Source organism: Anaerostipes butyraticus (genome assembly GCF_016586355.1).
Classification (GTDB): Bacteria; Bacillota; Clostridia; order Lachnospirales; family Lachnospiraceae; genus Anaerostipes; species Anaerostipes butyraticus.
On record NZ_BLYI01000006.1, the window covers coordinates 1 to 22,327 of the forward strand.

General features: G+C 43.7%; 21 protein-coding genes, 7 tRNA genes and 1 other annotated feature. Of the genes, 25 read left to right on the forward strand and 3 right to left on the reverse strand.

Translation table 11 applies throughout. The features are described 5' to 3' along the window. Positions 1 to 77 precede the first annotated feature (77 nt). The 7 genes from JMF81_RS00860 to JMF81_RS00890 all read left to right on the forward strand — a co-directional run bounded on the left by JMF81_RS00860 (position 78) and on the right by JMF81_RS00890 (position 4,572). Positions 78 to 148, forward strand: a tRNA-Gly gene (locus JMF81_RS00860). A 4-nt stretch (positions 149 to 152) separates the two neighbouring features. Continuing rightward, a tRNA-Arg gene (locus JMF81_RS00865) sits at positions 153 to 226 on the forward strand. A 53-nt stretch (positions 227 to 279) separates the two neighbouring features. Next, positions 280 to 353 (forward strand) — tRNA-His (locus tag JMF81_RS00870). A gap of 28 nt (positions 354 to 381) precedes the next feature. Continuing rightward, a tRNA-Gln gene (locus JMF81_RS00875) sits at positions 382 to 453 on the forward strand. A 13-nt stretch (positions 454 to 466) separates the two neighbouring features. Beyond that, a tRNA-Lys gene (locus JMF81_RS00880) sits at positions 467 to 539 on the forward strand. An 80-nt stretch (positions 540 to 619) separates the two neighbouring features. Next, positions 620 to 1,732 carry a GGDEF domain-containing protein gene (locus tag JMF81_RS00885; RefSeq protein WP_201309595.1) on the forward strand — a complete coding sequence of 371 codons (1,113 nt, stop codon included), beginning with the start codon at positions 620 to 622 and terminating at the stop codon, positions 1,730 to 1,732. 227 nt (positions 1,733 to 1,959) lie between these two features. Continuing rightward, positions 1,960 to 4,572, forward strand: coding sequence for a cation-translocating P-type ATPase (locus tag JMF81_RS00890; RefSeq protein WP_201309596.1), 2,613 nt, complete (start codon positions 1,960 to 1,962; stop codon positions 4,570 to 4,572). Positions 4,573 to 4,649: 77 nt separating this feature from the next. Here the strand turns inward: JMF81_RS00890 and JMF81_RS00895 are convergent, their stop codons facing one another. Next, a complete protein-coding gene (locus tag JMF81_RS00895) occupies positions 4,650 to 4,832 on the reverse strand; it encodes an HPr family phosphocarrier protein (RefSeq protein WP_201309841.1) in 183 nt (60 codons plus the stop codon). Between the two features lie 212 nt (positions 4,833 to 5,044). Between JMF81_RS00895 and JMF81_RS00900 the strand changes: the two genes are divergently transcribed. The 9 genes from JMF81_RS00900 (at position 5,045) to JMF81_RS00940 (ending at position 11,451) form a co-directional block, all read left to right on the forward strand. Next, on the forward strand, positions 5,045 to 5,626 hold the full coding sequence (locus JMF81_RS00900; RefSeq protein ID WP_201309597.1) for a sugar O-acetyltransferase: 582 nt from the start codon (positions 5,045 to 5,047) through the stop codon (positions 5,624 to 5,626). Further along, positions 5,610 to 5,804, forward strand: a complete 195-nt coding sequence (locus JMF81_RS00905; RefSeq protein ID WP_201309598.1) for a GTPase-activating protein — start codon at positions 5,610 to 5,612, stop codon at positions 5,802 to 5,804. Before JMF81_RS00900 ends, JMF81_RS00905 begins: the two co-directional genes overlap by 17 nt. A gap of 142 nt (positions 5,805 to 5,946) precedes the next feature. Next, positions 5,947 to 6,489 (forward strand): biotin transporter BioY, encoded by a 543-nt coding sequence (locus tag JMF81_RS00910; protein WP_201309599.1) that lies wholly within the window; start codon positions 5,947 to 5,949, stop codon positions 6,487 to 6,489. 23 nt (positions 6,490 to 6,512) lie between these two features. Continuing rightward, positions 6,513 to 6,731 (forward strand) — a binding site (T-box leader). Between the two features lie 140 nt (positions 6,732 to 6,871). Then, the gene (gene epsC, locus JMF81_RS00915) at positions 6,872 to 7,576 is read left to right on the forward strand and encodes a serine O-acetyltransferase EpsC (RefSeq protein WP_201309600.1); all 705 of its coding nucleotides are present in this window, start codon (positions 6,872 to 6,874) and stop codon (positions 7,574 to 7,576) included. Next, entirely contained in the window at positions 7,563 to 8,966 is a 1,404-nt protein-coding gene (cysS, locus tag JMF81_RS00920; RefSeq protein WP_201309601.1) for a cysteine--tRNA ligase, read from the forward strand. Before epsC ends, cysS begins: the two co-directional genes overlap by 14 nt. Next, positions 8,951 to 9,388 carry a Mini-ribonuclease 3 gene (locus tag JMF81_RS00925; RefSeq protein WP_201309602.1) on the forward strand — a complete coding sequence of 146 codons (438 nt, stop codon included), beginning with the start codon at positions 8,951 to 8,953 and terminating at the stop codon, positions 9,386 to 9,388. The genes cysS and JMF81_RS00925 overlap by 16 nt, the downstream gene beginning before the upstream one ends. Next, positions 9,378 to 10,118, forward strand: a complete 741-nt coding sequence (gene rlmB, locus JMF81_RS00930; protein ID WP_201309603.1) for a 23S rRNA (guanosine(2251)-2'-O)-methyltransferase RlmB — start codon at positions 9,378 to 9,380, stop codon at positions 10,116 to 10,118. The genes JMF81_RS00925 and rlmB overlap by 11 nt, the downstream gene beginning before the upstream one ends. A gap of 5 nt (positions 10,119 to 10,123) precedes the next feature. After that, positions 10,124 to 10,720: a sigma-70 family RNA polymerase sigma factor gene (locus JMF81_RS00935; RefSeq protein WP_201309604.1), complete on the forward strand. Its 597-nt coding sequence runs from the start codon at positions 10,124 to 10,126 to the stop codon at positions 10,718 to 10,720. A gap of 20 nt (positions 10,721 to 10,740) precedes the next feature. Beyond that, the gene (locus JMF81_RS00940; RefSeq protein WP_201309605.1) at positions 10,741 to 11,451 is read left to right on the forward strand and encodes a metallophosphoesterase; all 711 of its coding nucleotides are present in this window, start codon (positions 10,741 to 10,743) and stop codon (positions 11,449 to 11,451) included. A gap of 195 nt (positions 11,452 to 11,646) precedes the next feature. Here the strand turns inward: JMF81_RS00940 and JMF81_RS00945 are convergent. Next, positions 11,647 to 11,719 (reverse strand) — tRNA-Thr (locus JMF81_RS00945). A gap of 177 nt (positions 11,720 to 11,896) precedes the next feature. Between JMF81_RS00945 and JMF81_RS00950 the strand changes: the two genes are divergently transcribed. From JMF81_RS00950 to JMF81_RS00975, 6 genes are all read left to right on the forward strand, one after another. Then, a complete protein-coding gene (locus JMF81_RS00950; protein WP_201309606.1) occupies positions 11,897 to 12,901 on the forward strand; it encodes an ABC transporter substrate-binding protein in 1,005 nt (334 codons plus the stop codon). An 88-nt stretch (positions 12,902 to 12,989) separates the two neighbouring features. Then, positions 12,990 to 13,883: an ABC transporter permease gene (locus JMF81_RS00955; protein ID WP_201309607.1), complete on the forward strand. Its 894-nt coding sequence runs from the start codon at positions 12,990 to 12,992 to the stop codon at positions 13,881 to 13,883. Between the two features lie 16 nt (positions 13,884 to 13,899). After that, positions 13,900 to 14,694, forward strand: coding sequence for an ABC transporter ATP-binding protein (locus JMF81_RS00960; RefSeq protein WP_201309608.1), 795 nt, complete (start codon positions 13,900 to 13,902; stop codon positions 14,692 to 14,694). A gap of 20 nt (positions 14,695 to 14,714) precedes the next feature. Further along, on the forward strand, positions 14,715 to 15,995 hold the full coding sequence (locus JMF81_RS00965) for an O-acetylhomoserine aminocarboxypropyltransferase/cysteine synthase family protein (protein ID WP_201309609.1): 1,281 nt from the start codon (positions 14,715 to 14,717) through the stop codon (positions 15,993 to 15,995). Positions 15,996 to 16,091: 96 nt separating this feature from the next. Beyond that, positions 16,092 to 16,163 (forward strand) — tRNA-Glu (locus JMF81_RS00970). 306 nt (positions 16,164 to 16,469) lie between these two features. Further along, the gene (locus JMF81_RS00975; RefSeq protein WP_201309610.1) at positions 16,470 to 17,225 is read left to right on the forward strand and encodes a phosphatase; all 756 of its coding nucleotides are present in this window, start codon (positions 16,470 to 16,472) and stop codon (positions 17,223 to 17,225) included. Between the two features lie 49 nt (positions 17,226 to 17,274). On the opposite strand, the gene JMF81_RS00980 is transcribed toward JMF81_RS00975, so the two are convergent. Continuing rightward, positions 17,275 to 18,213 carry a ribonuclease H-like domain-containing protein gene (locus JMF81_RS00980; RefSeq protein WP_201309611.1) on the reverse strand — a complete coding sequence of 313 codons (939 nt, stop codon included), beginning with the start codon at positions 18,211 to 18,213 and terminating at the stop codon, positions 17,275 to 17,277. A gap of 123 nt (positions 18,214 to 18,336) precedes the next feature. Between JMF81_RS00980 and ruvA the strand changes: the two genes are divergently transcribed. Genes ruvA through JMF81_RS00995 form a run of 3 tightly spaced genes read left to right on the forward strand, consistent with a single transcriptional unit; the run spans position 18,337 to position 22,325 of the window. Then, the gene (gene ruvA / locus JMF81_RS00985; protein ID WP_201309612.1) at positions 18,337 to 18,942 is read left to right on the forward strand and encodes a Holliday junction branch migration protein RuvA; all 606 of its coding nucleotides are present in this window, start codon (positions 18,337 to 18,339) and stop codon (positions 18,940 to 18,942) included. 9 nt (positions 18,943 to 18,951) lie between these two features. Then, a complete protein-coding gene (ruvB, locus tag JMF81_RS00990) occupies positions 18,952 to 19,959 on the forward strand; it encodes a Holliday junction branch migration DNA helicase RuvB (RefSeq protein ID WP_201309613.1) in 1,008 nt (335 codons plus the stop codon). Beyond that, a complete protein-coding gene (locus JMF81_RS00995; RefSeq protein ID WP_201309614.1) occupies positions 19,956 to 22,325 on the forward strand; it encodes a peptidase U32 family protein in 2,370 nt (789 codons plus the stop codon). The genes ruvB and JMF81_RS00995 overlap by 4 nt, the downstream gene beginning before the upstream one ends. Positions 22,326 to 22,327: the final 2 nt, after the last annotated feature.

The following is a 22,327-nucleotide window of genomic DNA, read 5'->3' on the forward strand; positions in this document are numbered from 1 at the left end:
GGTGTGGCTCAGCTTGGCTAGAGCGCTTGATTTGGGATCAAGAGGTCGCAGGTTCGAATCCTGTCACCCCGATTTAAGCGGGTGTAGTTCAATGGTAGAACTCCAGCCTTCCAAGCTGATCACGTGGGTTCGATTCCCATCACCCGCTTTTTGAGTCTGTAGCTCAGCTGGATAGAGCAACGGCCTTCTAAGCCGTGGGTCGGGGGTTCGAATCCCTTCAGGCTCGTTTTGTTCTGTAAGAACGATATATGACAGGAAGTCTGTCAGTCTGTGGTTATGGTGGGTATAGCGCAGCTGGTTAGCGCGCCAGATTGTGGCTCTGGAGGCCGTGGGTTCGAATCCCATTACCCACCTTTTTGTTATATAGATTTTTCTATGCATTGGGCTATCGCCAAGGGGTAAGGCACAGCACTTTGACTGCTGCATTCGCTGGTTCGAATCCAGCTAGCCCAGTTTAATTTTATCAGGGTGTGTAGCTCAGGTGGTAGAGCACTTGACTTTTAATCAAGTTGTCCGGGGTTCGAATCCCCGCACGCTCATTATAAATAATTAAATAGATACTATCAACCTGGATCACATGATGCCGGGTTGTTTTTATTTTTACAGGAAAAATTAAGAAATGTTTAAGAAAAAGAAGACACACGAAATGGAATATGAAGAACTGGAAATGAAGTGGAAACAGCTTCATCTGGGAATCGGCATTCTGCTGATTTTATGTGCTGCCATGATTGAAATAGGAATGTTTTTTATCATGGATCATTATCGTCTGGTAAACTGTACGACGGAACGGTATTTTAAAAAGTATGTATTTTTTCCAAGCGGAATCAATTTCGGGATTTTTATCATTTCCATGATGATGCTGGCACGCTGCTCTGAAGCGGCAAAGAAATATATTATATCGATTTTTCTGTCGCTGGTATGCGCGGTTCTGATGTTTGTACATGGGAATTTCATTTCCTTATATGTTCTGCCAATCATTCCAATCCTGACCACAACGATTTATGGAGAATATGCGCTGGTAACATGTACAGCTGCTGTTTCCGGAATCCTGGAGTTTATTATTTTTCTGTATGGACACTGGAACGGATATGCGGTAGAAGTAAAACAGCAGCCGGAATCCAGAGCAGATTTTATTGTCGGAATGCTCCTGGCAGGATCGGCTTATCTGATCAGCCTGATTATTATCTGGTTTGAAAAGAAGAAAAGGGAAATCCGGATCAGAAAAGAGCAGGAACGGATCCTTTTAAAACAGGAATTGATGGAAGACAGCCTGACGAGGATCAGAAACCGTCTGGCGCTGCAGCTGCTGTTTGACAAGATTGTAGATCAGGAAGAATTCCGTTCGTATGTTTTGGCGATTATGGACATCGATGATTTTAAAGGCATCAATGATCGGTACGGACATTTGTCCGGAGATTTGTTCCTGGAGAAAACAGGGGATATCCTGCGCAGCCATGAAGATATTTTCACGGGGTTTCGGTTTGGCGGAGATGAGTTCTGTCTGTATTTTAAAGAAACAGACCTGAAACAGATCAAAAAGATATGCAGTGAACTGAAAAGAGAAATAAAAGGAATCGGAGGCGGAAAGCTTCAGGTTTCTGTCAGTATTGGAATCGCAGCGGCTCAGGAAGGGGTGAAGCCGAAAAAAATCCTTGAGTATGCGGATGCTGCGCTGTATCAGGCAAAAGGAGAAAAAGACAGTATTTGCGTATATAAGGAAAAAAAGAATTGACAAATGAGAGCTCATTGGATATTATGTAATAAATAAAAGGGAGTAGCTGGCGCGAAGCGTTTGCGATGTCGTCAATCTCGGCAGGAGACTGCCCGTATCGTAATGAAACAGCGAGACTTTTATTGCAGCAGCTGATTTGTATGCAATAAAAGTCTCTTTTTTTGTCTATCTTATAACTATGGACAATTGGAGAGACTTAATTCCAGATTCAGAAAGGGAGAATGATTATGAAAGAATTTTACCATCAGTCCGTAACGGAAGTTCGGAAACAGGTCAATGGTTCGATGAAACCGCTGACAGATCAGCAGGTGGCAGAACATCAGAAAGAATATGGAATGAATGAGCTGACAGAAGGAAAGAAAAAGAGTACTCTGCAGATATTTCTGGAGCAGTACAAGGATTTCCTGGTTATTATTTTGATCTGCGCAGCCATCATTTCGGGATTTTTAGGAGATGTGGAGAGTGCTGCCGTTATTTTGATCGTAATTACGATTAACGCTATTCTGGGAACAGTGCAGACTGTGAAGGCAGAGCAGTCTCTGGCCAGCTTAAAACAGCTGTCTTCCCCGATGGCAAAGGTTTTAAGAAATGGGCAGATTGCAAAAATTCCATCCAGAGAGGTAACAGTAGGTGATGAAGTCATCCTGGAAGCCGGAGATCAGATTCCGGCGGATGGACGTATCCTTGAGAGCGCCAGCATGAAAGTAGATGAAAGCGCGCTGACAGGAGAAAGTCTGGCAGTGGAAAAAGAGGAGACGATCCTGGAGGACAAGGTGCCGCTGGGAGACCAGAAGAATATGGTGTTTTCCGGAAGTTTTGTAACTTACGGAAGAGGATCTTTCCTGGTAACGGCTGTTGGAATGAAAACAGAGGTTGGAAAAATTGCGTCTCTGCTTAAAAATACATCTGAAAAGAAGACACCGCTTCAGGTCAACCTGGATCAGTTTGGACAGAAATTATCTATTATTATCATTGTGTTCTGTGCTGTTTTATTCGGAATCAATGTATGGCAGGAGAAACCGATCGGAGATGCTTTTATGTTTGCGGTTGCGCTGGCAGTAGCCGCGATTCCTGAAGCTTTAAGCTCCATTGTAACCATTGTTCTTTCCTTTGGAACGAGAAAGATGGCAAAAGAAGGGGCAATCATTCGTAAACTTCAGGCGGTAGAGGGGCTTGGAAGTGTATCAGTCATTTGTTCTGACAAGACGGGAACTCTGACACAGAACAAAATGACAGTTGAGCATTATTATGTAGAAAATAAATGTTATTCCGCAGATGTTTTAAAGAAAGAAAATTCTGCGCAGAATCAGCTTTTAACAGCAAGTATATTGTGTTCTGACGCAAAAGTCTTGGACGGAAAAGATTTTGGAGATCCGACAGAGACTGCTCTGATTCATATGGGAAATAAGATGCAGGTTTCAGCAGATGAGATCAGAGAAAAATATCCGAGAATCTCAGAGGTTCCGTTTGACAGTGATCGTAAACTGATGTCAACGCTTCATGATCTTGATTCTGGAAGGACGATGATTACAAAAGGAGCAATCGATGTTCTTCTGGATCGTGTGACGGGAATTCAGAAAGACGGAAAAGTCTGTCCGTTTACAGAAGAAGACAGAGAAGAAATTGAAAAACAGAACCAGTTCTTTTCAGAAAATGGACTGCGTGTTCTGGCATTTGCTTATAAGAAGATGGATGGAGTCGAGGAAATTTCTCCGGAAGACGAGAAGGATTATATTTTCCTTGGATTAATTTCCATGATGGATCCTCCGAGAGAAGAATCCCGCATGGCGGTTGAGGAATGTATAAAAGCAGGCATGAAGCCTGTGATGATCACGGGAGATCACAAAGTCACGGCGGCTGCAATCGCGAAGAGAATCGGAATCCTGAAAGACGAAAAAGAAGCATGCGAGGGAATGGAGATTGATGCTTTGTCAGATGAAGAACTTCAGGATTTTGTGGAGAACATTTCCGTTTACGCCAGAGTATCACCGGAACATAAGATCCGGATCGTGAAGGCATGGCAGGAAAAAGGAAATATCGTTGCCATGACCGGAGATGGAGTCAATGACGCTCCTGCCTTAAAACAGGCGGACATTGGTGTTGCCATGGGAATCACGGGGACAGAAGTATCCAAGGATGCATCCTCTATGGTGCTGACCGATGATAACTTTGCAACGATCATCAAAGCGGTGGAAAATGGACGAAATGTTTATGAAAATATCAAACATTCCATTCAGTTTTTGCTGTCTGGAAACTTTGGCGGAATTCTGGCAGTTCTGTATGCGTCTGTCCGGGCGCTTCCGGTGCCGTTTGCGCCGGTGCATCTGCTGTTTATCAATCTTTTGACAGACAGTCTTCCTGCGATCGCACTTGGTCTGGAACCTCATACAAAGAAGGTAATGGAACGTAAGCCGCGTCCGATGAATGAGTCTATCCTCACAAAAGATTTTCTGATCAGAATCGGAACGGAAGGCCTGGTAATCGCATTTATGACGATGACGGCATATATGCTCGGATATGGAAGCAGTCATAATACGCTGCTGGCTCAGACAATGGCATTTGCTACCCTTTGTACTTCACGGCTGGTACATGGCTACAACAGCAAATCAAATTCACCGGTTATTTTTACAAACCGATTTTTCAATAATGTTTATCTGGCTGGAGCTTTCCTGATCGGCCTGGTTTTGATCACTGCGGTTGTTATGATACCTGGACTGCACGATATATTTAAGGTACAGACACTGCAGTTCAGCCAGCTGATGATGGTTTATGGACTGGCACTGTTGAATCTGCCGGTGATCCAGCTGTTAAAAGCGGTTACAAGAAAATGGCTGAAATAGAAAAGAAAAGTACTGCTCCAGAAAGAACTGACAGCAGTAAAAACGGCTCCGGTATATTATCTGCCGGAGCCGTTTGATTAAGATTCTTTGTAAAGAAAAGGCTGTAAAGATGTTTCAAGCTGTTCAATATCATTGTTTTCGTAGACGGTAAGGGTTAATGGATTCTGCAGATCCAGGCTGAAGATTCCCATGATAGATTTGGCGTCGATGATATATCTGCCGGAAGCCAGATCGGCGTCACATTCAAACCGATTGATCATATTGGCGAAATCTTTTACCTTATTAATAGAATTTAACAGAATTGTATAAGTTTTGTTCACACTTCTTACCTCCTTATAATCTGAATGTTACTTTCATCCTACATTCTTTTGATGAGAAAGTCAAACTTCTTTCTTGTGAGAGAAGATTTTATGATATAATAAACTCAAAATATGGATGTATATCGTAAAAGGTCTATGATGGAGGCAGAGGAATGACAGAAAAACAAAAGATGTATATGGGGATCTTATACCGGGCAGACGATGAACATTTAATAGCAGAGCGCAATTATGCAAAGGGGATTACCAGAGAATACAATCAGACACATCCTGACCGGGAGGAAGACAGAAAGAATCTGATGGGCAGGCTGCTTGGAAAAGTCGGAGAGAAAGCTCATATTGAAACGCCGTTTTACTGCAATTATGGCTACCGAATTTCGATTGGGAAGAATTTTTTCTCTAATTTTAATGTTACGATTCTGGATGGAGGGCAGGTCACCATCGGTGATAATGTGTATATTGCGCCGAATGTAGGAATTTATACGGCGCAGCATCCGACAGATGTAAGAAGGAGAAATCTGGGATATGAATGGGCTTTGCCGGTCGTGATCGGAGATAATGTCTGGATCGGAGGGAATGCAACGATCATGCCTGGCGTGACCGTAGGCAGTAATGTGACGATTGGCGCAGGAAGTGTTGTTACAAAAGATATACCGGATAATGTCATTGCGGCAGGTAATCCATGCAGAGTGATTCGAGAAGTGAAAGAAGGAGATATCAATGGGATTATTAACTAAAAAGACAGACACCAATCCATACAGCAGGGATATTGATGAACTGCTGGATCGTATGGATGAAGAAAAAGAAACAGAAAAAGAGTCAAAAGGTTCTTATGAGGAATCCTTGAAAAAAATTGAGGAACGTATCAGAGAGCTAGGCATCCTGGATGAAGAAGAGGAAGAAAACGAAGAATAAAAAACAGGTTCTGGCATAAGAGCAGCTGTGAATCCTGCAGCCGCAGGATTCTTTTTTTAATAAATTGTCAACTTATAAAATGTTGTTGTTGACAATAGGGAGCAAAACGGGTATAGTGTAAAAAAACAAACAACAGGAGGAAATGATGAAAACAAAAGATATTACAATCATCGGGCTGATGGCGGCGGTGATCTGCGTCCTGGGGCCATTGTCCATTACAATACCGGGAACGCCAGTACCGATTTCTTTTACAAACCTGGCTCTTTATTTTATTGTTATGACAGCGGGAAAGAGAAAGGCGGCAGTCAGCTATCTGATCTATATGCTTCTGGGAGCAGCAGGGCTGCCTGTGTTTTCTGCGTTTACAGGAGGAGCGGCAAAGCTGGCAGGACCGACAGGCGGCTATCTGATAGGCTTTCTCTTTCTGGCTTTAATCAGCGGGTGGTTTGTAGAGCGGTCTGATGGAAACCTTTGGATCAGCGCCTTTGGAATGGTGTTAGGAACTATAGTGACTTACGGATTTGGCACCGCCTGGCTGTGTGTTCAGATGAATCTGAAGTTTGTCCAGGGGCTGTGGATCGGAGTGATCCCATATCTTCCGGGAGATGCGGTAAAGATTGTGATTGCGGTGATCGCAGGAGCAAGAGCAAGATCCGCCCTGAAAAAATCTGTTGACATTTTTTGAGAAAAAGCATAAACTAAACATAGATAAATGCAGGGAACAGAAGGAGTACCATATTTGGAACTATCAGAGAGAGACTGTCACCGGCTGAAAGCAGTCTTTAGGAAAGAAGATGGGAATGCATCTGGGAGCAGACAGGACGAAGGAACAGTAGTCCTGTACGTAGCCGGCGTTAACGGAGAATGAGCGGAAGTCTTAAAAAGGCTTCTAAGAAGAGTGGAACCGCGGAATACTTCGTCTCTTTTTTTGAGACGGAGTTTTTTTATTTCACAGGAGAGCAGTTTCCTATAGAATAAAAATGATCCGCGAGGAACCGCACTGTGGCGGAGGCAAAGAAGCGGAATTGTCCGCTTCCTTATTATATGGCAGACTGAGAGGTAAGACGATGGGTTTTCGAAAATTTGCGAAGAGTCAATATGATACGATTAAAATGCGCGACCCGGCGTTAAAAGAAGAACGGGAAGTATTTTTATATCCGTATGTAAAAGCGCTTTACTGGTATCGTATTGCACATAAATTATATAAAAAAGGACATTTTTACATAGCGAGAAAAATATCCCAGTGGATGGCGCGGAAAACAGGGATTGAGATACATCCTGGAGCGCAGATTGGTGAGGGATTTTTTATTGACCATGGACATGGTGTTGTAATCGGAGAGACGACGATCATCGGAAACAATGTAACGCTGTATCAGGGAGTCACTCTTGGAGGAACCGGTCATGAAACCGGAAAACGTCATCCAACCATTGAGGATAATGTTATGGTAAGTTCCGGCGCAAAAGTACTGGGTTCCATTACCATAGGAGAAAATTCCAAGATTGGAGCAGGGAGCGTTGTGGTAAAAGACGTTCCGCCAAATTCTACGGTGGTCGGAGTACCGGGAAAAGTGATCAAGAGAGATGGTGAGAGAGTTCACCAGATTCAGAGTTTTGATCTGAATCAGATCGATCTTCCGGATCCGGTGGAAATGGATATTGAAAAACTCGCGAAGGAAAATGCAGAACTTCGTCAGGCACTGCAGACATTTATCGATCACTGCCTGAAAAATGAAAAACAGAGAAAGGAAAAAGAAGACAATGAAAATTTATAATACTCTGACAAGAAAGAAAGAAGAATTTGTGCCGGTTCATCCCGGGAAAGTGGGAATGTACGTGTGCGGGCCGACTGTATACAATTATATCCATATTGGAAATGCGAGACCAATGATTATTTTTGATACAGTCCGCAGATATTTTGAATACAAAGGATATGATGTAAACTATGTTTCTAATTTTACCGATGTAGATGACAAGATTATCAAAAAGGCCAATGAGGAAGGCGTATCTGCTATGGAAATTGCAGAGCGTTATATCAAAGAATGCAAAAAAGATATGGAAGGGCTGAACATTAAACCAGCCACTCATCAGCCAAGAGCAACGGAAGAAATTGACGGAATGATTCGTATGATTCAGACTCTGATTGAAAAAGGACATGCGTATGAAGTAGACGGAACCGTTTATTTTAAGACCCGTTCTTTTAAAGATTATGGGAAATTATCTAAGAAAAATATTGATGATCTGGAAGCCGGACATCGGGAAATCAAAGTGACAGGAGAAGAAGGAAAGAAAGATCCTCTGGATTTCGTTTTATGGAAGCCGAAGAAAGAAGGAGAGATCGCCTGGGATTCTCCATGGGGAGAAGGACGTCCTGGATGGCATATTGAATGCTCTGAAATGTCCAAGAAGTACATTGGAGATACTATTGATATCCATGCAGGGGGAGAAGACCTGATCTTTCCGCATCACGAAAATGAGATTGCCCAGAGTGAGGCATGCAACGATGAACCGTTTGCAAATTACTGGATGCATAATGGATTTTTGAATATTGATAATAAAAAAATGTCCAAATCCGCGGGAAACTTCTTTACAGTCCGGGAAATCAGTGAAAAATATCCTCTGCAGGTGATTCGATTCTTCATGCTGAGCGCTCACTACCGTACACCTCTTAATTTCAGTGATACTCTGGTGGAAAGTGCAAAAACAGGTCTTGAGAGAATACTGACAGCAGTGGATCTGTGCCGTGAAATGTCACAAAAAGACATGGGCAGAGAAATTTCTGAAGAAGAAAAGGGACATCTGGAAGAAGTGAACCGGCTGGTGAAAAAATTTGAAGATGCCATGGAAGATGATTTTAATACAGCAGATGCGGTTTCTGCTATTTTTGAAATCGTCCGCGTATCCAATTCTACAGTTAAGGATGCCGGAGCAGCATATGCCGGAGAGGTATTAAAAGTATTTGAGACATTATGCGGGGTTCTTGGAATTGAGACAAAACGCAGGGAAGAGATCCTGGATAAGGAAATTGAAGCGCTGATCGAAGAAAGAAATCAGGCCAGAAAAGAGAAAAACTATGCCCGTGCAGACGAGATCCGTGATCAGCTGCTGGAGCAGGGAATCATATTAAAAGATACCAGAGAAGGTGTAAAATGGAGCAGAGCGTAGTACAATATATAAAAAAGGAACTTAATCTGCCTGGATTGGATCCGAAATCATATTCACCGCTGGGGCTTGCTTATATTGGAGACGCGGTGTATGAAATGGTAGTCCGCACGATCGTATTGTCAGAAGGAAATATGAGTGTAAACAAATATCATAAAAAATCAAGCAGTATGGTAAAAGCCGCTGCGCAGGCGGAAGTTTTTGAAAAGATAGAGCCTCTTTTGACGGAGACAGAAATGGCTGTCTATAAAAGGGGAAGGAACGCCAAATCTGCAACGGTTGCAAAACACGCTACGGTTATCGATTATCGAAAGGCGACAGGAGTAGAAGCCCTGATCGGTTATTTATATTTAAATGGAGAAATGGAGAGAGCCGTCCGTCTGATCGGAACGGGTCTTGGAGCAGGAGAAGACAATGAAACATAGGGAAGATTTAATAGCAGGCCGGAATGCGGTAATAGAAGCGCTCCGGGCGAAAAAACCAATCGATAAGATTTTTATTTTGGATGGATGCAAAGACGGTCCGATCCGCACGATCATAAGAGAAGCAAAAAAGACGGATGCGATCCTGAAATTTGTTGATAAAGAACGCTTAAATCATCTGACCAGTGAGCAGCATCAGGGAGTTGTTGCCATGGCAGCGGCATATGAATACGCAGAGATTCAGGATATGTTTGATAAGGCAGAAGAAAAGGGAGAAGCTCCATTTTTCATTCTGCTGGATGGAATTGAAGATCCTCACAATCTGGGAGCAATTATCCGGACAGCGAATCTTGCAGGCGCTCATGGAGTTATCATTCCGAAAAACCGTGCGGCAGGACTGACTCCTACGGTGGCGAAGACGTCTGCCGGAGCCATTCATTATACACCGGTGGCAAAAGTAACGAATCTTGCCAGAACCATGGAAGAACTGAAGGAAAAAGGCATGTGGTTTGTCTGTGCGGATATGGATGGAGAAGTGATGTACGATCAGAATCTTACAGGATCCATTGGTCTGGTGATAGGAAACGAAGGAACGGGCGTAAGCCGTCTGGTAAAAGAACATTGCGATTTTACTGCGTCAATTCCTATGAAAGGGGATATCGATTCGCTGAATGCCTCAGTTGCGGCAGGAGTGCTTGCGTTTGAGATTGTAAGACAGCGGATGAAAAAATAGAACATATGAGCAGAAAAAAAGAATGCTCCGATCGTTGTCTCCTTCGGCGGATCCGCCAGGGAGACGATGATGCCATGGAGAAACTTCTGGAAAAGTACCGGGGACTGGTTCGCACAGAAGCCAGAAAATTTTTTCTGGCCGGAGGTGATGAAGAAGATTTGATTCAGGAAGGAATGATCGGTCTTTTTAAGGCAATACAAAGTTATCGGGAAGAAGAAGACACTGCTTTTTCAACTTTTGCGGTATTGTGTGTCCGGCGTCAGATTTATACAACGGTAACTGCCTCCAATCGAAAAAAACACAGTCCTTTGAATCATTATATTTCGATTTTTGGTGAAACGGGAGACAGAGAAACAGAGAATTTAAACAGCGCTCTTGGAGATCCGGTTGAAAATCCGGAGGAGCTGATGCTCCAGAAAGAAGCAATCCAGGATTACTACAGAGAAATGGATCAGAAGCTGAGCAGATTTGAAAAACAGGTGATGGAACAATATCTGAAAGGAGAGGACTATACAGAGATTGCGGGGAAACTGGGAAAGACAAATAAGTCGATCGATAATGCAATTCAGAGAATCCGCAGAAAATTAAGTCAGGATTCCTGAAGAAAGAAAGGCGGGATCGTATGGAAAATATTTATGTTATATCTGATCTGCATGGTCAGGGGAAAGCTTTTTTCCGGATGCTGAAAAAAATAAAGTTTTCGGAGGCGGATATCATGTACATTTTAGGGGATGTGATCGACCGCGGTCCGGATGGAATTTCCCTGCTTGAATATATCCGCAGGCAGCCCAATATGAAAATGATCATGGGAAATCATGAGGATATGATGCTGAAATCAACCAGATACCCAGCGGAAGAGATGTGGATCGGCACATGGATGTTTAATGGAGGCGGAACGACTCTTAACAGCCTCCGAAGTTTGTCCAGAGAAGACCGCCTTGCGTGTCTGGATTACGTTCGAAATCTGCCTTTGTACCGCGTAGTTTCTGTAGGGGGTATAGACTATCTTCTGATTCATGCAGGCCTTTCTGTAAAAGAAGGAACCATGGAAGAAAACTGCCGTGATATTGATGAAGAAGAAGCATTATGGATCCGGGCGGAATTTTTTAATTCTCCGGTGGTTCCGCCGTATTATATTATTTTTGGTCATACTCCGACCGGGGCAATGCTTCGGTATGCGGATACTCTTCCGGCGGATCAGAGGGAAAGATGCAGCAGATTTCAGATGGCTTTCTGGAACCACAGAATCGGAATTGACTGTGGAGCGGCTTATGGAAAGAATCTGGGCTGCCTGCGATTAAACGATTTTAAAGAATTTTATGTAAAAATCTGAGAGTTTTCAGAGAAAAAGATAAAACCGAGTGATTTCCATACGAGAATCGCTCGGTTTTTGTCTGACAAAAATAAAAAATAATTACCTGTGGAATACCTCAATATTATAAAAAGGTAATCACAAGTAATCATCTTAAATTGCATCTGGTATCTCGGAAAATGGCTTAAATACGTCATTTTCAAGCGTTTTTAAAAAAGCTGCTGACGGGAGTTGAACCCGTGACCTCCTCACTACCAATGAGGTGCGCTACCTCCTGTGCCACAGCAGCAAGACCGTTATTTACTTTACCATGAGAAGCTCTGTATGTCAACTGTTTTTTATGAAAAATACAGGATATTTTAAACCAGTATTTTCTGTGAAGATGCCTTGACACTCTGTATAGCAGGGTGTTATAATTTAGCACATAAAAGCGTTGAAGCATTAACGTGTAAGAGGAGGAAAAGTTATGAGATTGAAGAAGTTGGCAGCGATCGGACTGGCTGCGATAATGGCTGCATCCACACTGACAGGGTGTTCCGGGGGAGATGACAGCGCAGATGGGAAAAAGAAGATAGGAGTTGTTCAGCTTGTTGAACATGACGCGCTGGATTCTGCATATAAAGGATTCAAAGACGGACTGGAAGAAGCAGGATATAAAGATGGGGATAATATCGAAATTGAATATAAAAACGCTCAGAATGAGCAGTCAAACTGTCAGACGATTGCTCAGCAGTTTGTGACAGATAAATGCGATCTGGTTCTTGCGATTGCAACGCCGGCAGCGCAGGCGATGGCCAATGAGTCAAAGGATATTCCGATTCTTGTGACTGCGGTAACGGATCCGGCAGATGCAAAGCTGGTAAAATCCAACGAGAAGCCGGGGACCAATGTATCAGGAACTTCTGATCTGACTCCGGTAGCGAAGCAGATGAATCTATTAAAAGAACTGGTTCCGGATGCCAAGAAGGTTGCGATGCTTTATTGTTCTGCAGAGGCTAACTCAAAATTCCAGGTAGATCTGGCGAAAAAAGCAGCGAAGAAACTCGGTCTGGATACAGTTGATGCAACTGTCTCTGAGTCAAGTGAGATCCGCCAGGTTGTAGAATCCCTGAAAGGAAAAGTAGATGCGATCTATTCACCGACAGACAACATGATCGCGGCAGGAATCAATACGGTGTCCATGGTAGCCAATGAGGCAAAGCTTCCATTGATCGTTGGAGAAGAAGGTATGTGCCAGGGCGGCGGACTTGCTACATACGGAATCAACTATTATAAATTAGGAAAACAGACGGCAGCACAGGCGGTGAAGATTCTGAAAGGGGAGGCAGAACCGAAAGATATGCCGATCGAATATCAGGAAAATGCGGATCTTATCATCAACGAAGATACGGCAAAAGAACTGGGAATCACAATTCCGGACAATCTTAAAAAAGAAGCCAAGATGGTAACGACCCAGAAGACAGCAGAATAAGCAGTAAGAATATAAATGAATGATGAAGAAAGTGTCTTCTTATTTATTAAGAAGACACTTTTATGTTCGTTAAAAATGAGGTGGAAATATGACTTTAATAACAAATCTTTACAGTGCGCTTGCCCAGGGAACACTGTGGGGAATTATGGCACTGGGCGTATATATTACATTTAGGATTCTGGATATCGCGGATCTTTCCTGCGATGGAACATTCGCTTTGGGAGGATGTATCAGCGCAGTATTTATTACAAGAGGAGTCGATCCGTTTCTGACACTTTTAATGGCGCTGGCAGCAGGTATGATTGCCGGAGCCGTGACAGGAATTCTGCATACGAGGCTTATGATTCCGGCGATTCTGGCAGGTATCCTGACAATGATCGCATTATGGTCTGTGAACATCAGGATCATGGGAGGGCCAAACATTTCTCTTCTGGGAGAAGATACGGTATTTACCAAGATGATTTATTCTCTTGGGCTGGATCAGACGCTGGCAACTTTAGTGGTTGGTCTGGTGATTGGAATCATCGTGATTGCAGCTTTGTACTGGTTTTTTGGAACAGAAATCGGAAGTGCTGTCCGCGCTACCGGAAATAATGAGTTTATGGTAAGAGCCCTGGGAGGAAATACAGACACTGCCAAAGTGCTGGGACTGGTCATTTCAAATGGACTGATCTCACTTTCCGGAGCTTTGGTTGCGCAGAATCAGGGATATGGAGATATTAAAATGGGAACAGGATCAATTGTAATCGGTCTGGCTTCCATTGTTATAGGTGAAGTGATTTTCGGAAAGCGGTTTAATTTCGCATATATCCTTGCATCTTTGATCGGTGGTTCTATTGTATACCGCATGATCATATCTTTAGTGCTCCATTTCGGATTAAGCACAGACGATATGAAACTGTTCACAGCAATCATCGTGGCAATCGCACTGGGAATTCCGGCGCTGAAAGCAAAGTATTCCCAGAGAAGGACACCGGCGTAGAAAGGGGAATCAGGAAATGTTAGAGATTAAAAATGTTCATAAAACATTCAATAAAGGAACCATTAATGAGAAAAAAGCATTAAATGGAGTAGACTTGAAGCTGCAGCCGGGCGATTTTGTTACGGTAATCGGCGGAAACGGTGCGGGAAAATCCACGATGCTTAATATGATTGCCGGAGTGTATCCGATCGATCAGGGAACGATCCTGCTGGATGGAAAAGATATTTCAGATCTGCCGGAATATAAAAGAGCGTATATGCTGGGACGTGTATTTCAGGATCCGATGATGGGAACTGCAGCAGGTATGGAAATTCAGGAAAATATGGCAATGGCATATCGAAGAGGGAAAAGAAGAGGCTTAAGCTGGGGCATTACAAAGAAAGAGAAGAAGATGTTCAAGGAGAAACTGGCAACGCTGGATCTGGGACTGGAAGAGCGCATGACCTCAAAAGTAGGTCTGCTTTCCGGAGGGCAGAGACAGGCGCTGACGCTGCTGATGGCAACGTTGAAAAAGCCGAGCCTGCTCCTTCTGGATGAGCATACAGCAGCGCTGGACCCTAAAACAGCAAAGAAAGTTTTGGATCTTACAGAGAAGATTGTTGCCAAAGACAACTTGACAACATTGATGGTAACACATAATATGAAAGATGCAATTAATATCGGAAATCGTCTGATTATGATGAATGAAGGCCGGGTCATCTATGATGTTTCCGGACAGGAGAAGAAGAATCTGAAGGTTCCGGATCTCCTGAAGAAATTCGAAGAAGTCAGCGGTGAAGATTTTGCAAATGACAGGATGTTATTATCATAATAAAAGAAAAGAGGTAGACAATGAGCGACTTTAGAATGGAAACAAAATGTGTCCAGTCAGGATGGACGCCAAAGAAAGGGGAACCAAGAGTTCTGCCGATTTATCAGAGTACTACTTTCAAGTATGATACCAGCGATCAGATGGGAAGACTGTTTGATCTGGAAGACAGCGGATATTTTTATACGAGACTCCAGAATCCGACCAATGACGCGGTTGCTGCAAAAATTTGCGATATGGAAGGCGGTGTGGCAGCGATGCTTACATCTTCCGGACAGGCAGCGAATTTTTATGCGATCATGAACATTTGTGAAGCTGGTGATCATATTGTATGTTCTTCTGCTCTTTATGGAGGAACTTACAACTTATTTGCTCATACAATCCGTAAAATGGGAGTTGACGCAACTTTTGTAGAGCCGGATGTAAGCGAAGAAGAATTAAATAAAGCTTTTCAGGAAAATACAAAAGCGGTATTTGGAGAGACAATTTCAAACCCGTCTCTGGATGTACTGGATTTTGATAAATTTGTAAAGGCTGCGCATGATCATGGAGTACCAATGATCGTTGACAATACATTCGCGACTCCGATTAACTGCCGTCCATTTGAGTGGGGTGTTGATATCGTGACACATTCTACAACAAAGTACATGGATGGTCATGCTACCTGTGTTGGAGGAGCAATTGTAGACAGTGGAAATTTCGACTGGGAAGCACAGGGAGATAAGTTCGCCTGCCTGACACAGCCGGATGAGACATATCATGGAATTATTTATACACAGAAGTTCGGAAAAGCAGCGTATATTACAAAAGCAACTGCGCAGCTGATGCGTGATCTGGGATCTATCCAGTCTCCGGAAAATGCCTTCCTTCTGAATATCGGACTTGAGACTCTTCATCTCCGTATGGCACGGCACTGTGAGAATGCGCTGAAAGTGGCAAAATTCCTTCAGGGTCACGAAAAAGTTGCATGGGTGCATTCCCCGGCTTTAGAGGGAGATAAAAACTATGAACTGGCGCAGAAATATCTTCCGAACGGTACCTGTGGAGTTATCACATTTGGATTGAAAGGCGGAAGAGACGCATCCATCAAGATGATGGACAGCCTGAAGCTGATCGCAATCGTAACACATGTAGCTGATGCAAGAAGCTGCGTGCTTCATCCGGCAAGTCATACACATCGTCAGATGAACGATCAGGAATTGATGGAAGCAGGCGTTCAGCCTGATCTGATTCGTTTCAGTGTCGGAATTGAAAATGCAGAAGATATTATTGATGATTTGAAGCAGGCTTTGGAGAATATATAAAAAAATAAATAAAATGCAAAAAAAAGCTTGACTTTTTTCGAAAAATAAGGATAATAGATAGAGGTGGCTGGAACAGCCGCCTCTATCAAATAAAAAGGCTCCATGGTCAAGCGGTTAAGACGCGACCCTCTCAAGGTCGAATCACGGGTTCGATTCCCGTTGGAGTCATCCGAAAACCTGCGTATTTACGTGGGTTTTTTCTTTTCTGTTTTGCATTTGTGCTGCATTTATCTCTATAGCATCATCCACTCGTTCCTTTTCATCTGAAAAAGTCTGCTGATAAACGTTTTCATGATCTTGTCTGACTTCCATCCCCACGTTACTGGGCATATTTGCCCGGGATCCTGAGCAAAGCCATAAAATATTTCACATGGCTTATGAAATATTTTACTTTCGAAATTATTTTCAAACCTGTATAATATGGATGGACAGAAAAGAAGACAGAGAATTTGATTTAGAAAGGAAAGCAAACCTATGGAATTTAAATTAGATGTACATACCCATACGATTGCCAGCGGACATGCTTACGCAACAGTTACGGAAATGGTAAAGGCGGCATCCGAGAGAGGGCTGGAACTGATTGGAATTACTGAGCATGCCAAGGGAATTCCGGGAACATGCGACAGCATGTATTTTCATAATATGAAGATCATTCCAAGAAAAATGTACGGCGTAGAAGTCATGATGGGAGCGGAAATCAACATACTGGATTATGACGGGACTTTGAGCCTGGATGAAAAAATAATTGATAAGACGCTGGATATCAGAATTGCAGGAATCCATGATCCGTGTTATACAGTTGGAACCATTGCCCAGAACACACAAGCTTTGGTAAAAGCCATTGAAAATCCTCAGGTTGACATTATCAGCCACCCGGATGATTCCAGGATCCCGGTGGATTATGAAACCATAGTGGATGCAGCAAAAGAAAATCATACACTTCTGGAAATCAATAATAGTTCGCTGGATTGCCTGTCTTCCAGAGTCGGAGCCTGGGATAATCTCCAGGTAATGCTAAGGTTCTGTGAGGATAAGAAAGTACCGGTGATTGCCAATACAGATTCTCATTTTGCAGATGCAGTGGGAGTTTTTGACCATGTCAGTGTATTATTGGAAGAAATGAATTTTCCGGAGGAACTGGTGGTGAATCGTTCTGTTGATTTGCTGAAAGAGCAGATACAGAAACACCGGACAATCCGAAAGATCGGGAAGCAAAGATGCAGCAGTTAAAAAATACCGGCAGGAGATTTCTGCCGGTATCTGTATGTAAAAGAACTATTTAATCGGCCGGATTCATAAGGTAGATGATACTGTGGTGCAGAAAAGACTGCAGCGCCTGTGTATCATAAAGGAAATCCTGAGACGGTTTAAATTTTGAATAGCATCTGGAAGGAGAAGCGGGGATCCTGGCCTTTCGGTCGACAAAAGATCCCATGGATTTAGGGATAATGATATCTTCTTCTGGCAGATAGTAATAATCTTTCGGATTTGGATAATAGTGCCGAAGCGTCATGTCTTCTCCGAATTTGGCAGAAAAACGGGCAGAGTCCTTTTCAGTCTGAAGTGACATGCCGTCTTTTTCAAAATGAGCGGCTGCGGGAAAAGGATGTCTCAGAGAAAGCCCGGCGGTAAATCCGGAGGAAACAAATTCTGCATTTTGTACTGTGAAAGAGCCGGATTCCAGAGAAGGATAACAGAGAAGCTGAAATACAGCCCTGAGTCCTGTCAGGTCTTCCTTGTTATGAAGAAGAATCTGGTCTTTTAAAGCAGTGTCACCGGTTTTCAGCCAGGACTGGTAAGCCTTAATGACCTTTTTTCCGGAAAGTGAGTCTTTGCGCTTAATGCCAAGATAATCTTCAAAATTTTTCTGCCGGAAGCTGCGGAACGGGAAAAGGTGGCGGTATCGGCGCAGCTTTTGGTACAGATCCAGATGTTCTTTGGAACTTAGAGAATCTGAAAATCCGTATTCCCGGATTTTGGCAGTCAGAAACGGGAGATCAAAGGCCGCACCGTTGAAACTTATGATGGTTTTATAATCTTTGCAGAAGGAAAGAAAATCAGCAAGGATTTGTTTCTGGGAAAAACCATCTTCGTTAAACCACTGGACACAGGCGCCGTCAGACGGACAGCAGCCTATGATGGTAATGGCAGAAAGATCTGCACTGAGTCCGGTTGTCTCAATATCAAAAAATAAACAGTCATCCATTCTCATTTTCATAAAATATCCTCCAGAACATGTGTTTTTATTATAGCTTTTCCATATTTTTTTTGCAATCCCTAGGAATCAGAGGAACATATGTGTTATAATACCAGACAAATGGCGTATCAAGGAGGATAGACAGTGATTGCATATATAAAAGGAATTTTGGCCAGTGTAGATCCCAAAGGGATTGTTTTGGAAAATCAGGGAATCGGATACCGAATGATGATGCCAATGAGGATGGAAAGTTTTCCAAAGATCGGCCAGGAGATGAAAGTGTTTACCCACATGCATGTCAGAGAAGATGACGTCAGTCTTTTTGGCTTCAGAACACAGGAAGAACTGGAAGCGTTTGAACTGCTGATCAGTGTCAGCGGGATCGGGCCGAAAGTCGGTCTTTCTATTTTGTCCACTCTGACTGTTTATGAATTAAAGATTGCGCTGATGAGTGAAGATGTAAAGACCATTTCCTCAGCTCCGGGACTCGGACCGAAAGGAGCAAGGAAGCTGATCCTGGAATTGAAAGATAAGCTTGTGCTGGATGAATTTGAGGACAATGGATCAAAACCGCAGACAGCAGGTCTTTCAGAAGGAGAAAATGACGCGGTTCTTATGACCATAGAAGGCCTGGTAAGCCTGGGATATTCGAGGACAGAGGCTGCTGTTGCTGTGAAGAAAGTAGAAAATGCCCAGTCTTATGAACCGGAAGAGCTATTAAAGAAGGCATTAAAAAACATTATGATATAGGGGAAAAAGATGATAGATCGTGTGATTTCTACAGAACTGGAAGAAGAGATAACAATAGAGAATCATCTGCGGCCGCAGAGGCTTGCAGATTATATCGGACAGGAGAAAGTAAAACAGAATTTGAAGATTTTTATCGAGGCGGCAAAGAACAGAGGAGAATCATTGGATCATGTATTGTTTTATGGCCCTCCGGGGCTGGGGAAAACGACACTGGCCGGAATCGTTGCCAATGAGATGGGAGTTCATCTAAAAGTAACCAGCGGTCCTGCGATTGAAAAACCGGGAGAGATCGCGGCGCTGTTAAATAATCTTCAGGAAGGAGATGTCTTGTTTATTGATGAGATCCACCGCCTGAACCGTCAGGTAGAAGAGGTTCTTTATCCTGCAATGGAGGATTATGCTATTGATATTCTGATCGGGAAAGGACAGGCAGCAAGATCCATCCGGCTGGAACTGCCGAGATTTACTCTGGTTGGAGCGACTACAAGGGCCGGGATGCTGACGGCTCCGCTGAGGGATCGTTTCGGGGTGGTAAACCGTCTTGATTTTTATACAAAAGAAGAATTAAGTACGATTGTCAAAAATTCAGCCAAAATGCTGGAAATTGAGATTGATGACCAGGGAGCGCTGGAGATTGCCAGGCGGTCCAGAGGAACGCCAAGGCTTGCAAATCGTCTGTTAAAGAGAGTAAGGGATTTTGCCCAGGTGAAATATGAAGGGAAAATTACAGAGGAAGTAGCCGTAGATGCCCTGAATCATCTGGAAGTTGATACGATGGGGCTGGATCAGACAGACCGGTCGATTTTAAAGATCATGATGGAGACATTCGAAGGAAAACCTGTAGGTCTGGATACTCTGGCGGCAGCAGTAGGCGAGGATTCAGGAACGATTGAAGATGTATATGAGCCGTATCTGATTCAAAATGGGCTGATTCAGAGAACTCCGAGAGGAAGGATGCTGACAAAGGCTGCCTATGAACATTTCGGAGTGCCGGCTCCGGAAGGAAAGGAAAGATGAAAAAAAGAGAGATTGAGGTTCTGGCTCCGGCAGGATCCATGGAGTGCCTGCGGGCAGCGGTTTTAAATGGCGCTGACGCAGTTTATCTGGGCGGGGAGATGTTTGGCGCCAGAGCCTATGCGGGAAATTTTAAAAAAGAAGAACTTTGTGAAGCGATTGACTATGCTCATATTTTTGGAAAGAAGATTTTTCTTACGATCAACACGCTGGTGAAAGAAACAGAGAGCAGACAGCTTATTGAGTTTCTGATTCCCTATTATGAGCAGGGGCTTGACGCAGTAATCATTCAGGATCCTGGAGTCATTCGGATGGTCAGAGAACATTTTCCGGATCTGGAGATTCATGCCAGTACACAGATGACGGTCACAGGAGTGAACAGTGCCAGACTGGTCAAACGAATGGGAGCGAAAAGGGTCGTTCCGGCGAGAGAACTTTCCCTGGAAGAGATCAGAGAGATCAAAGAGGCAGCAAAGATGGACATTGAGTGCTTTGTGCATGGAGCTCTTTGTTACTGCTATTCCGGACAATGTTTTATGAGCAGCATGCTGGGCGGAAGAAGCGGAAACCGTGGAAGATGTGCGGGAACCTGCAGGCTTCCTTTTTATGGAAAAGATTCTGGGAAGAATAAATATCTTCTGAGTCTGAAAGATCTGTGTACGATCGAACAGCTTCCGGAAATTCTGGATCACGGAGTGGATTCTCTTAAAATAGAAGGAAGGATGAAAGGCGCCAGGTATGTAGGAGAAGTGACGAGGATTTACCGGAAATATGTAGATCTGTATTTGTCCGGAAAAGAATATAAGGTAGATCCGCAAGATAAAAAAATCCTGATGGAGTTGTTTAATCGCGGCGGTTTTACAGATGGTTATTATAACAGATATCACGGACGGGATATGATGAGCATGGAACGTCCGGATCATCAGGGAATTTTGATCGGGAAGATTCAGTCCATAAAAAAGGGAACATTATCATTTACATCCATGGAAAAAATCCATAAAGGAGATGTTCTGCAGATCCGGACTCGAGATGAAGAAAATATCGAACTGACCAGTCCGTCTGACTGGGAAAAGGGTGATTTTGTAACACTGAATGGACAGAAGATGAAGAAGCTTTCTGTGGGAATGAAAATCATGAGGACCAGAAACATGGAGCTGGTCACAAGGATTGATGGAATGCTTCAGCAGAAAAAGAAAGAAAAACTTAAGGGAAAAGTTACACTTTGTCCCGGCAGATGTGCTAAACTCTGGATAGAGGATGGTGAAATTTCTGTCAGTGCAGAAGGGCCGGTGATCGAAGAAGCGAAAAAACACGGAGCCCGGGCAGATGAGGTGCGGCGGCAGCTGGAAAAGACGGGAGAGACTCATTACGAATTTCAGGAGCTGGAAGTGGAATTAAGCGGTCAGGCGTTTGTTCCGGGTTCCGTCCTGAAAAAGCTGCGCAGGGAAGCGTTTTCACGGATGGATGAAGAAAAGACCGGAAGATACCGGAGACAATACCGGCGGATGGAGCCGGATACTGTACAGGAAGATAAACCATCGAAGGATCGGGAAGCCCGGTTTAGTGTTTCCCTGGAGAGTCTGGAACTTCTTGATACGGTTTTAAACCATCCGAAAGTTGAGGATATCTATCTGCCATGGCGGCAGTTAAAACAGGAAGCGGATCCGGAACACATTGTGAGAAGGGTCAGAGAGACAGGGCGGAAATGTTATCTTATGCTGCCTCAGATTGCAAGAAGACAGCAGATCAAGGAGCTGGATCAGGCAAAAAGCTGGATTCTGTCAGAAAAGATAGACGGTCTGATCATCCGGAATCTGGAAGAATATGGATGGGCCCTGGAAGCAGGATACGGCGGGGAAATGATCCTGGATTATATGATGTATGCCTATAATCGGAAGGCTGTTATGGAATATAAGGAGTACGCCAGAGGGGATGTCCGTATGACGTATCCGGAAGAATGCAGTCTTGAGGAGATGGAAGAACTGAATCTTGAAAGCGCGGACCTTCTGATCTACGGCTATCTTCCGCTGATGGTATCTGCTCAGTGTGTAAAGGAGAATCTGCATCGGTGTGATGGCAGAGAGCAGTGGATGACGATCCAGGACCGGTATCGAAAGAAGTTTTTTGTGCACAGCTGCTGCAGCGACTGTGTCAATGAAATTTATAATGGGCAGCCTTTGTGGCTTGGAGGAGAGATTGAGGCAGTCTGCCGGCGTCTGCGTCCAAAAGCATACAGGGTCCATTTAACAAAAGAAACGCCGAAAGAGGCGGAGTTGGTTTTAAAGGCGGCAGAGGAAGTGTGGGACGGCAAAGACCACGCTCCGGTCAAAGATTATACGAAAGGACATTTTAGGCGGGGAGCCTTATAGGT

Excerpts from the sequence above, each read along its gene's own strand:
- epsC (WP_201309600.1), top strand. The coding sequence starts at position 6,872 with ATGGGTTTTCGAAAATTTGCGAAGAGTCAATATGATACGATTAAAATG.
- ruvB (WP_201309613.1), top strand. The coding sequence starts at position 18,952 with ATGATAGATCGTGTGATTTCTACAGAACTGGAAGAAGAGATAACAATA.
- JMF81_RS00890 (WP_201309596.1), top strand. The coding sequence starts at position 1,960 with ATGAAAGAATTTTACCATCAGTCCGTAACGGAAGTTCGGAAACAGGTC.
- JMF81_RS00925 (WP_201309602.1), top strand. The coding sequence starts at position 8,951 with ATGGAGCAGAGCGTAGTACAATATATAAAAAAGGAACTTAATCTGCCT.
- JMF81_RS00960 (WP_201309608.1), top strand. The coding sequence starts at position 13,900 with ATGTTAGAGATTAAAAATGTTCATAAAACATTCAATAAAGGAACCATT.
- JMF81_RS00950 (WP_201309606.1), top strand. The coding sequence starts at position 11,897 with ATGAGATTGAAGAAGTTGGCAGCGATCGGACTGGCTGCGATAATGGCT.
- JMF81_RS00965 (WP_201309609.1), top strand. The coding sequence starts at position 14,715 with ATGAGCGACTTTAGAATGGAAACAAAATGTGTCCAGTCAGGATGGACG.
- JMF81_RS00905 (WP_201309598.1), top strand. The coding sequence starts at position 5,610 with ATGGGATTATTAACTAAAAAGACAGACACCAATCCATACAGCAGGGAT.
- rlmB (WP_201309603.1), top strand. The coding sequence starts at position 9,378 with ATGAAACATAGGGAAGATTTAATAGCAGGCCGGAATGCGGTAATAGAA.
- JMF81_RS00940 (WP_201309605.1), top strand. The coding sequence starts at position 10,741 with ATGGAAAATATTTATGTTATATCTGATCTGCATGGTCAGGGGAAAGCT.
- cysS (WP_201309601.1), top strand. The coding sequence starts at position 7,563 with ATGAAAATTTATAATACTCTGACAAGAAAGAAAGAAGAATTTGTGCCG.
- JMF81_RS00900 (WP_201309597.1), top strand. The coding sequence starts at position 5,045 with ATGACAGAAAAACAAAAGATGTATATGGGGATCTTATACCGGGCAGAC.
- JMF81_RS00980 (WP_201309611.1), bottom strand. The coding sequence starts at position 18,213 with ATGAAAATGAGAATGGATGACTGTTTATTTTTTGATATTGAGACAACC.
- JMF81_RS00975 (WP_201309610.1), top strand. The coding sequence starts at position 16,470 with ATGGAATTTAAATTAGATGTACATACCCATACGATTGCCAGCGGACAT.
- JMF81_RS00885 (WP_201309595.1), top strand. The coding sequence starts at position 620 with ATGTTTAAGAAAAAGAAGACACACGAAATGGAATATGAAGAACTGGAA.
- JMF81_RS00995 (WP_201309614.1), top strand. The coding sequence starts at position 19,956 with ATGAAAAAAAGAGAGATTGAGGTTCTGGCTCCGGCAGGATCCATGGAG.
- JMF81_RS00910 (WP_201309599.1), top strand. The coding sequence starts at position 5,947 with ATGATGAAAACAAAAGATATTACAATCATCGGGCTGATGGCGGCGGTG.
- JMF81_RS00895 (WP_201309841.1), bottom strand. The coding sequence starts at position 4,832 with ATGATCAATCGGTTTGAATGTGACGCCGATCTGGCTTCCGGCAGATAT.
- JMF81_RS00935 (WP_201309604.1), top strand. The coding sequence starts at position 10,124 with ATGAGCAGAAAAAAAGAATGCTCCGATCGTTGTCTCCTTCGGCGGATC.
- JMF81_RS00955 (WP_201309607.1), top strand. The coding sequence starts at position 12,990 with ATGACTTTAATAACAAATCTTTACAGTGCGCTTGCCCAGGGAACACTG.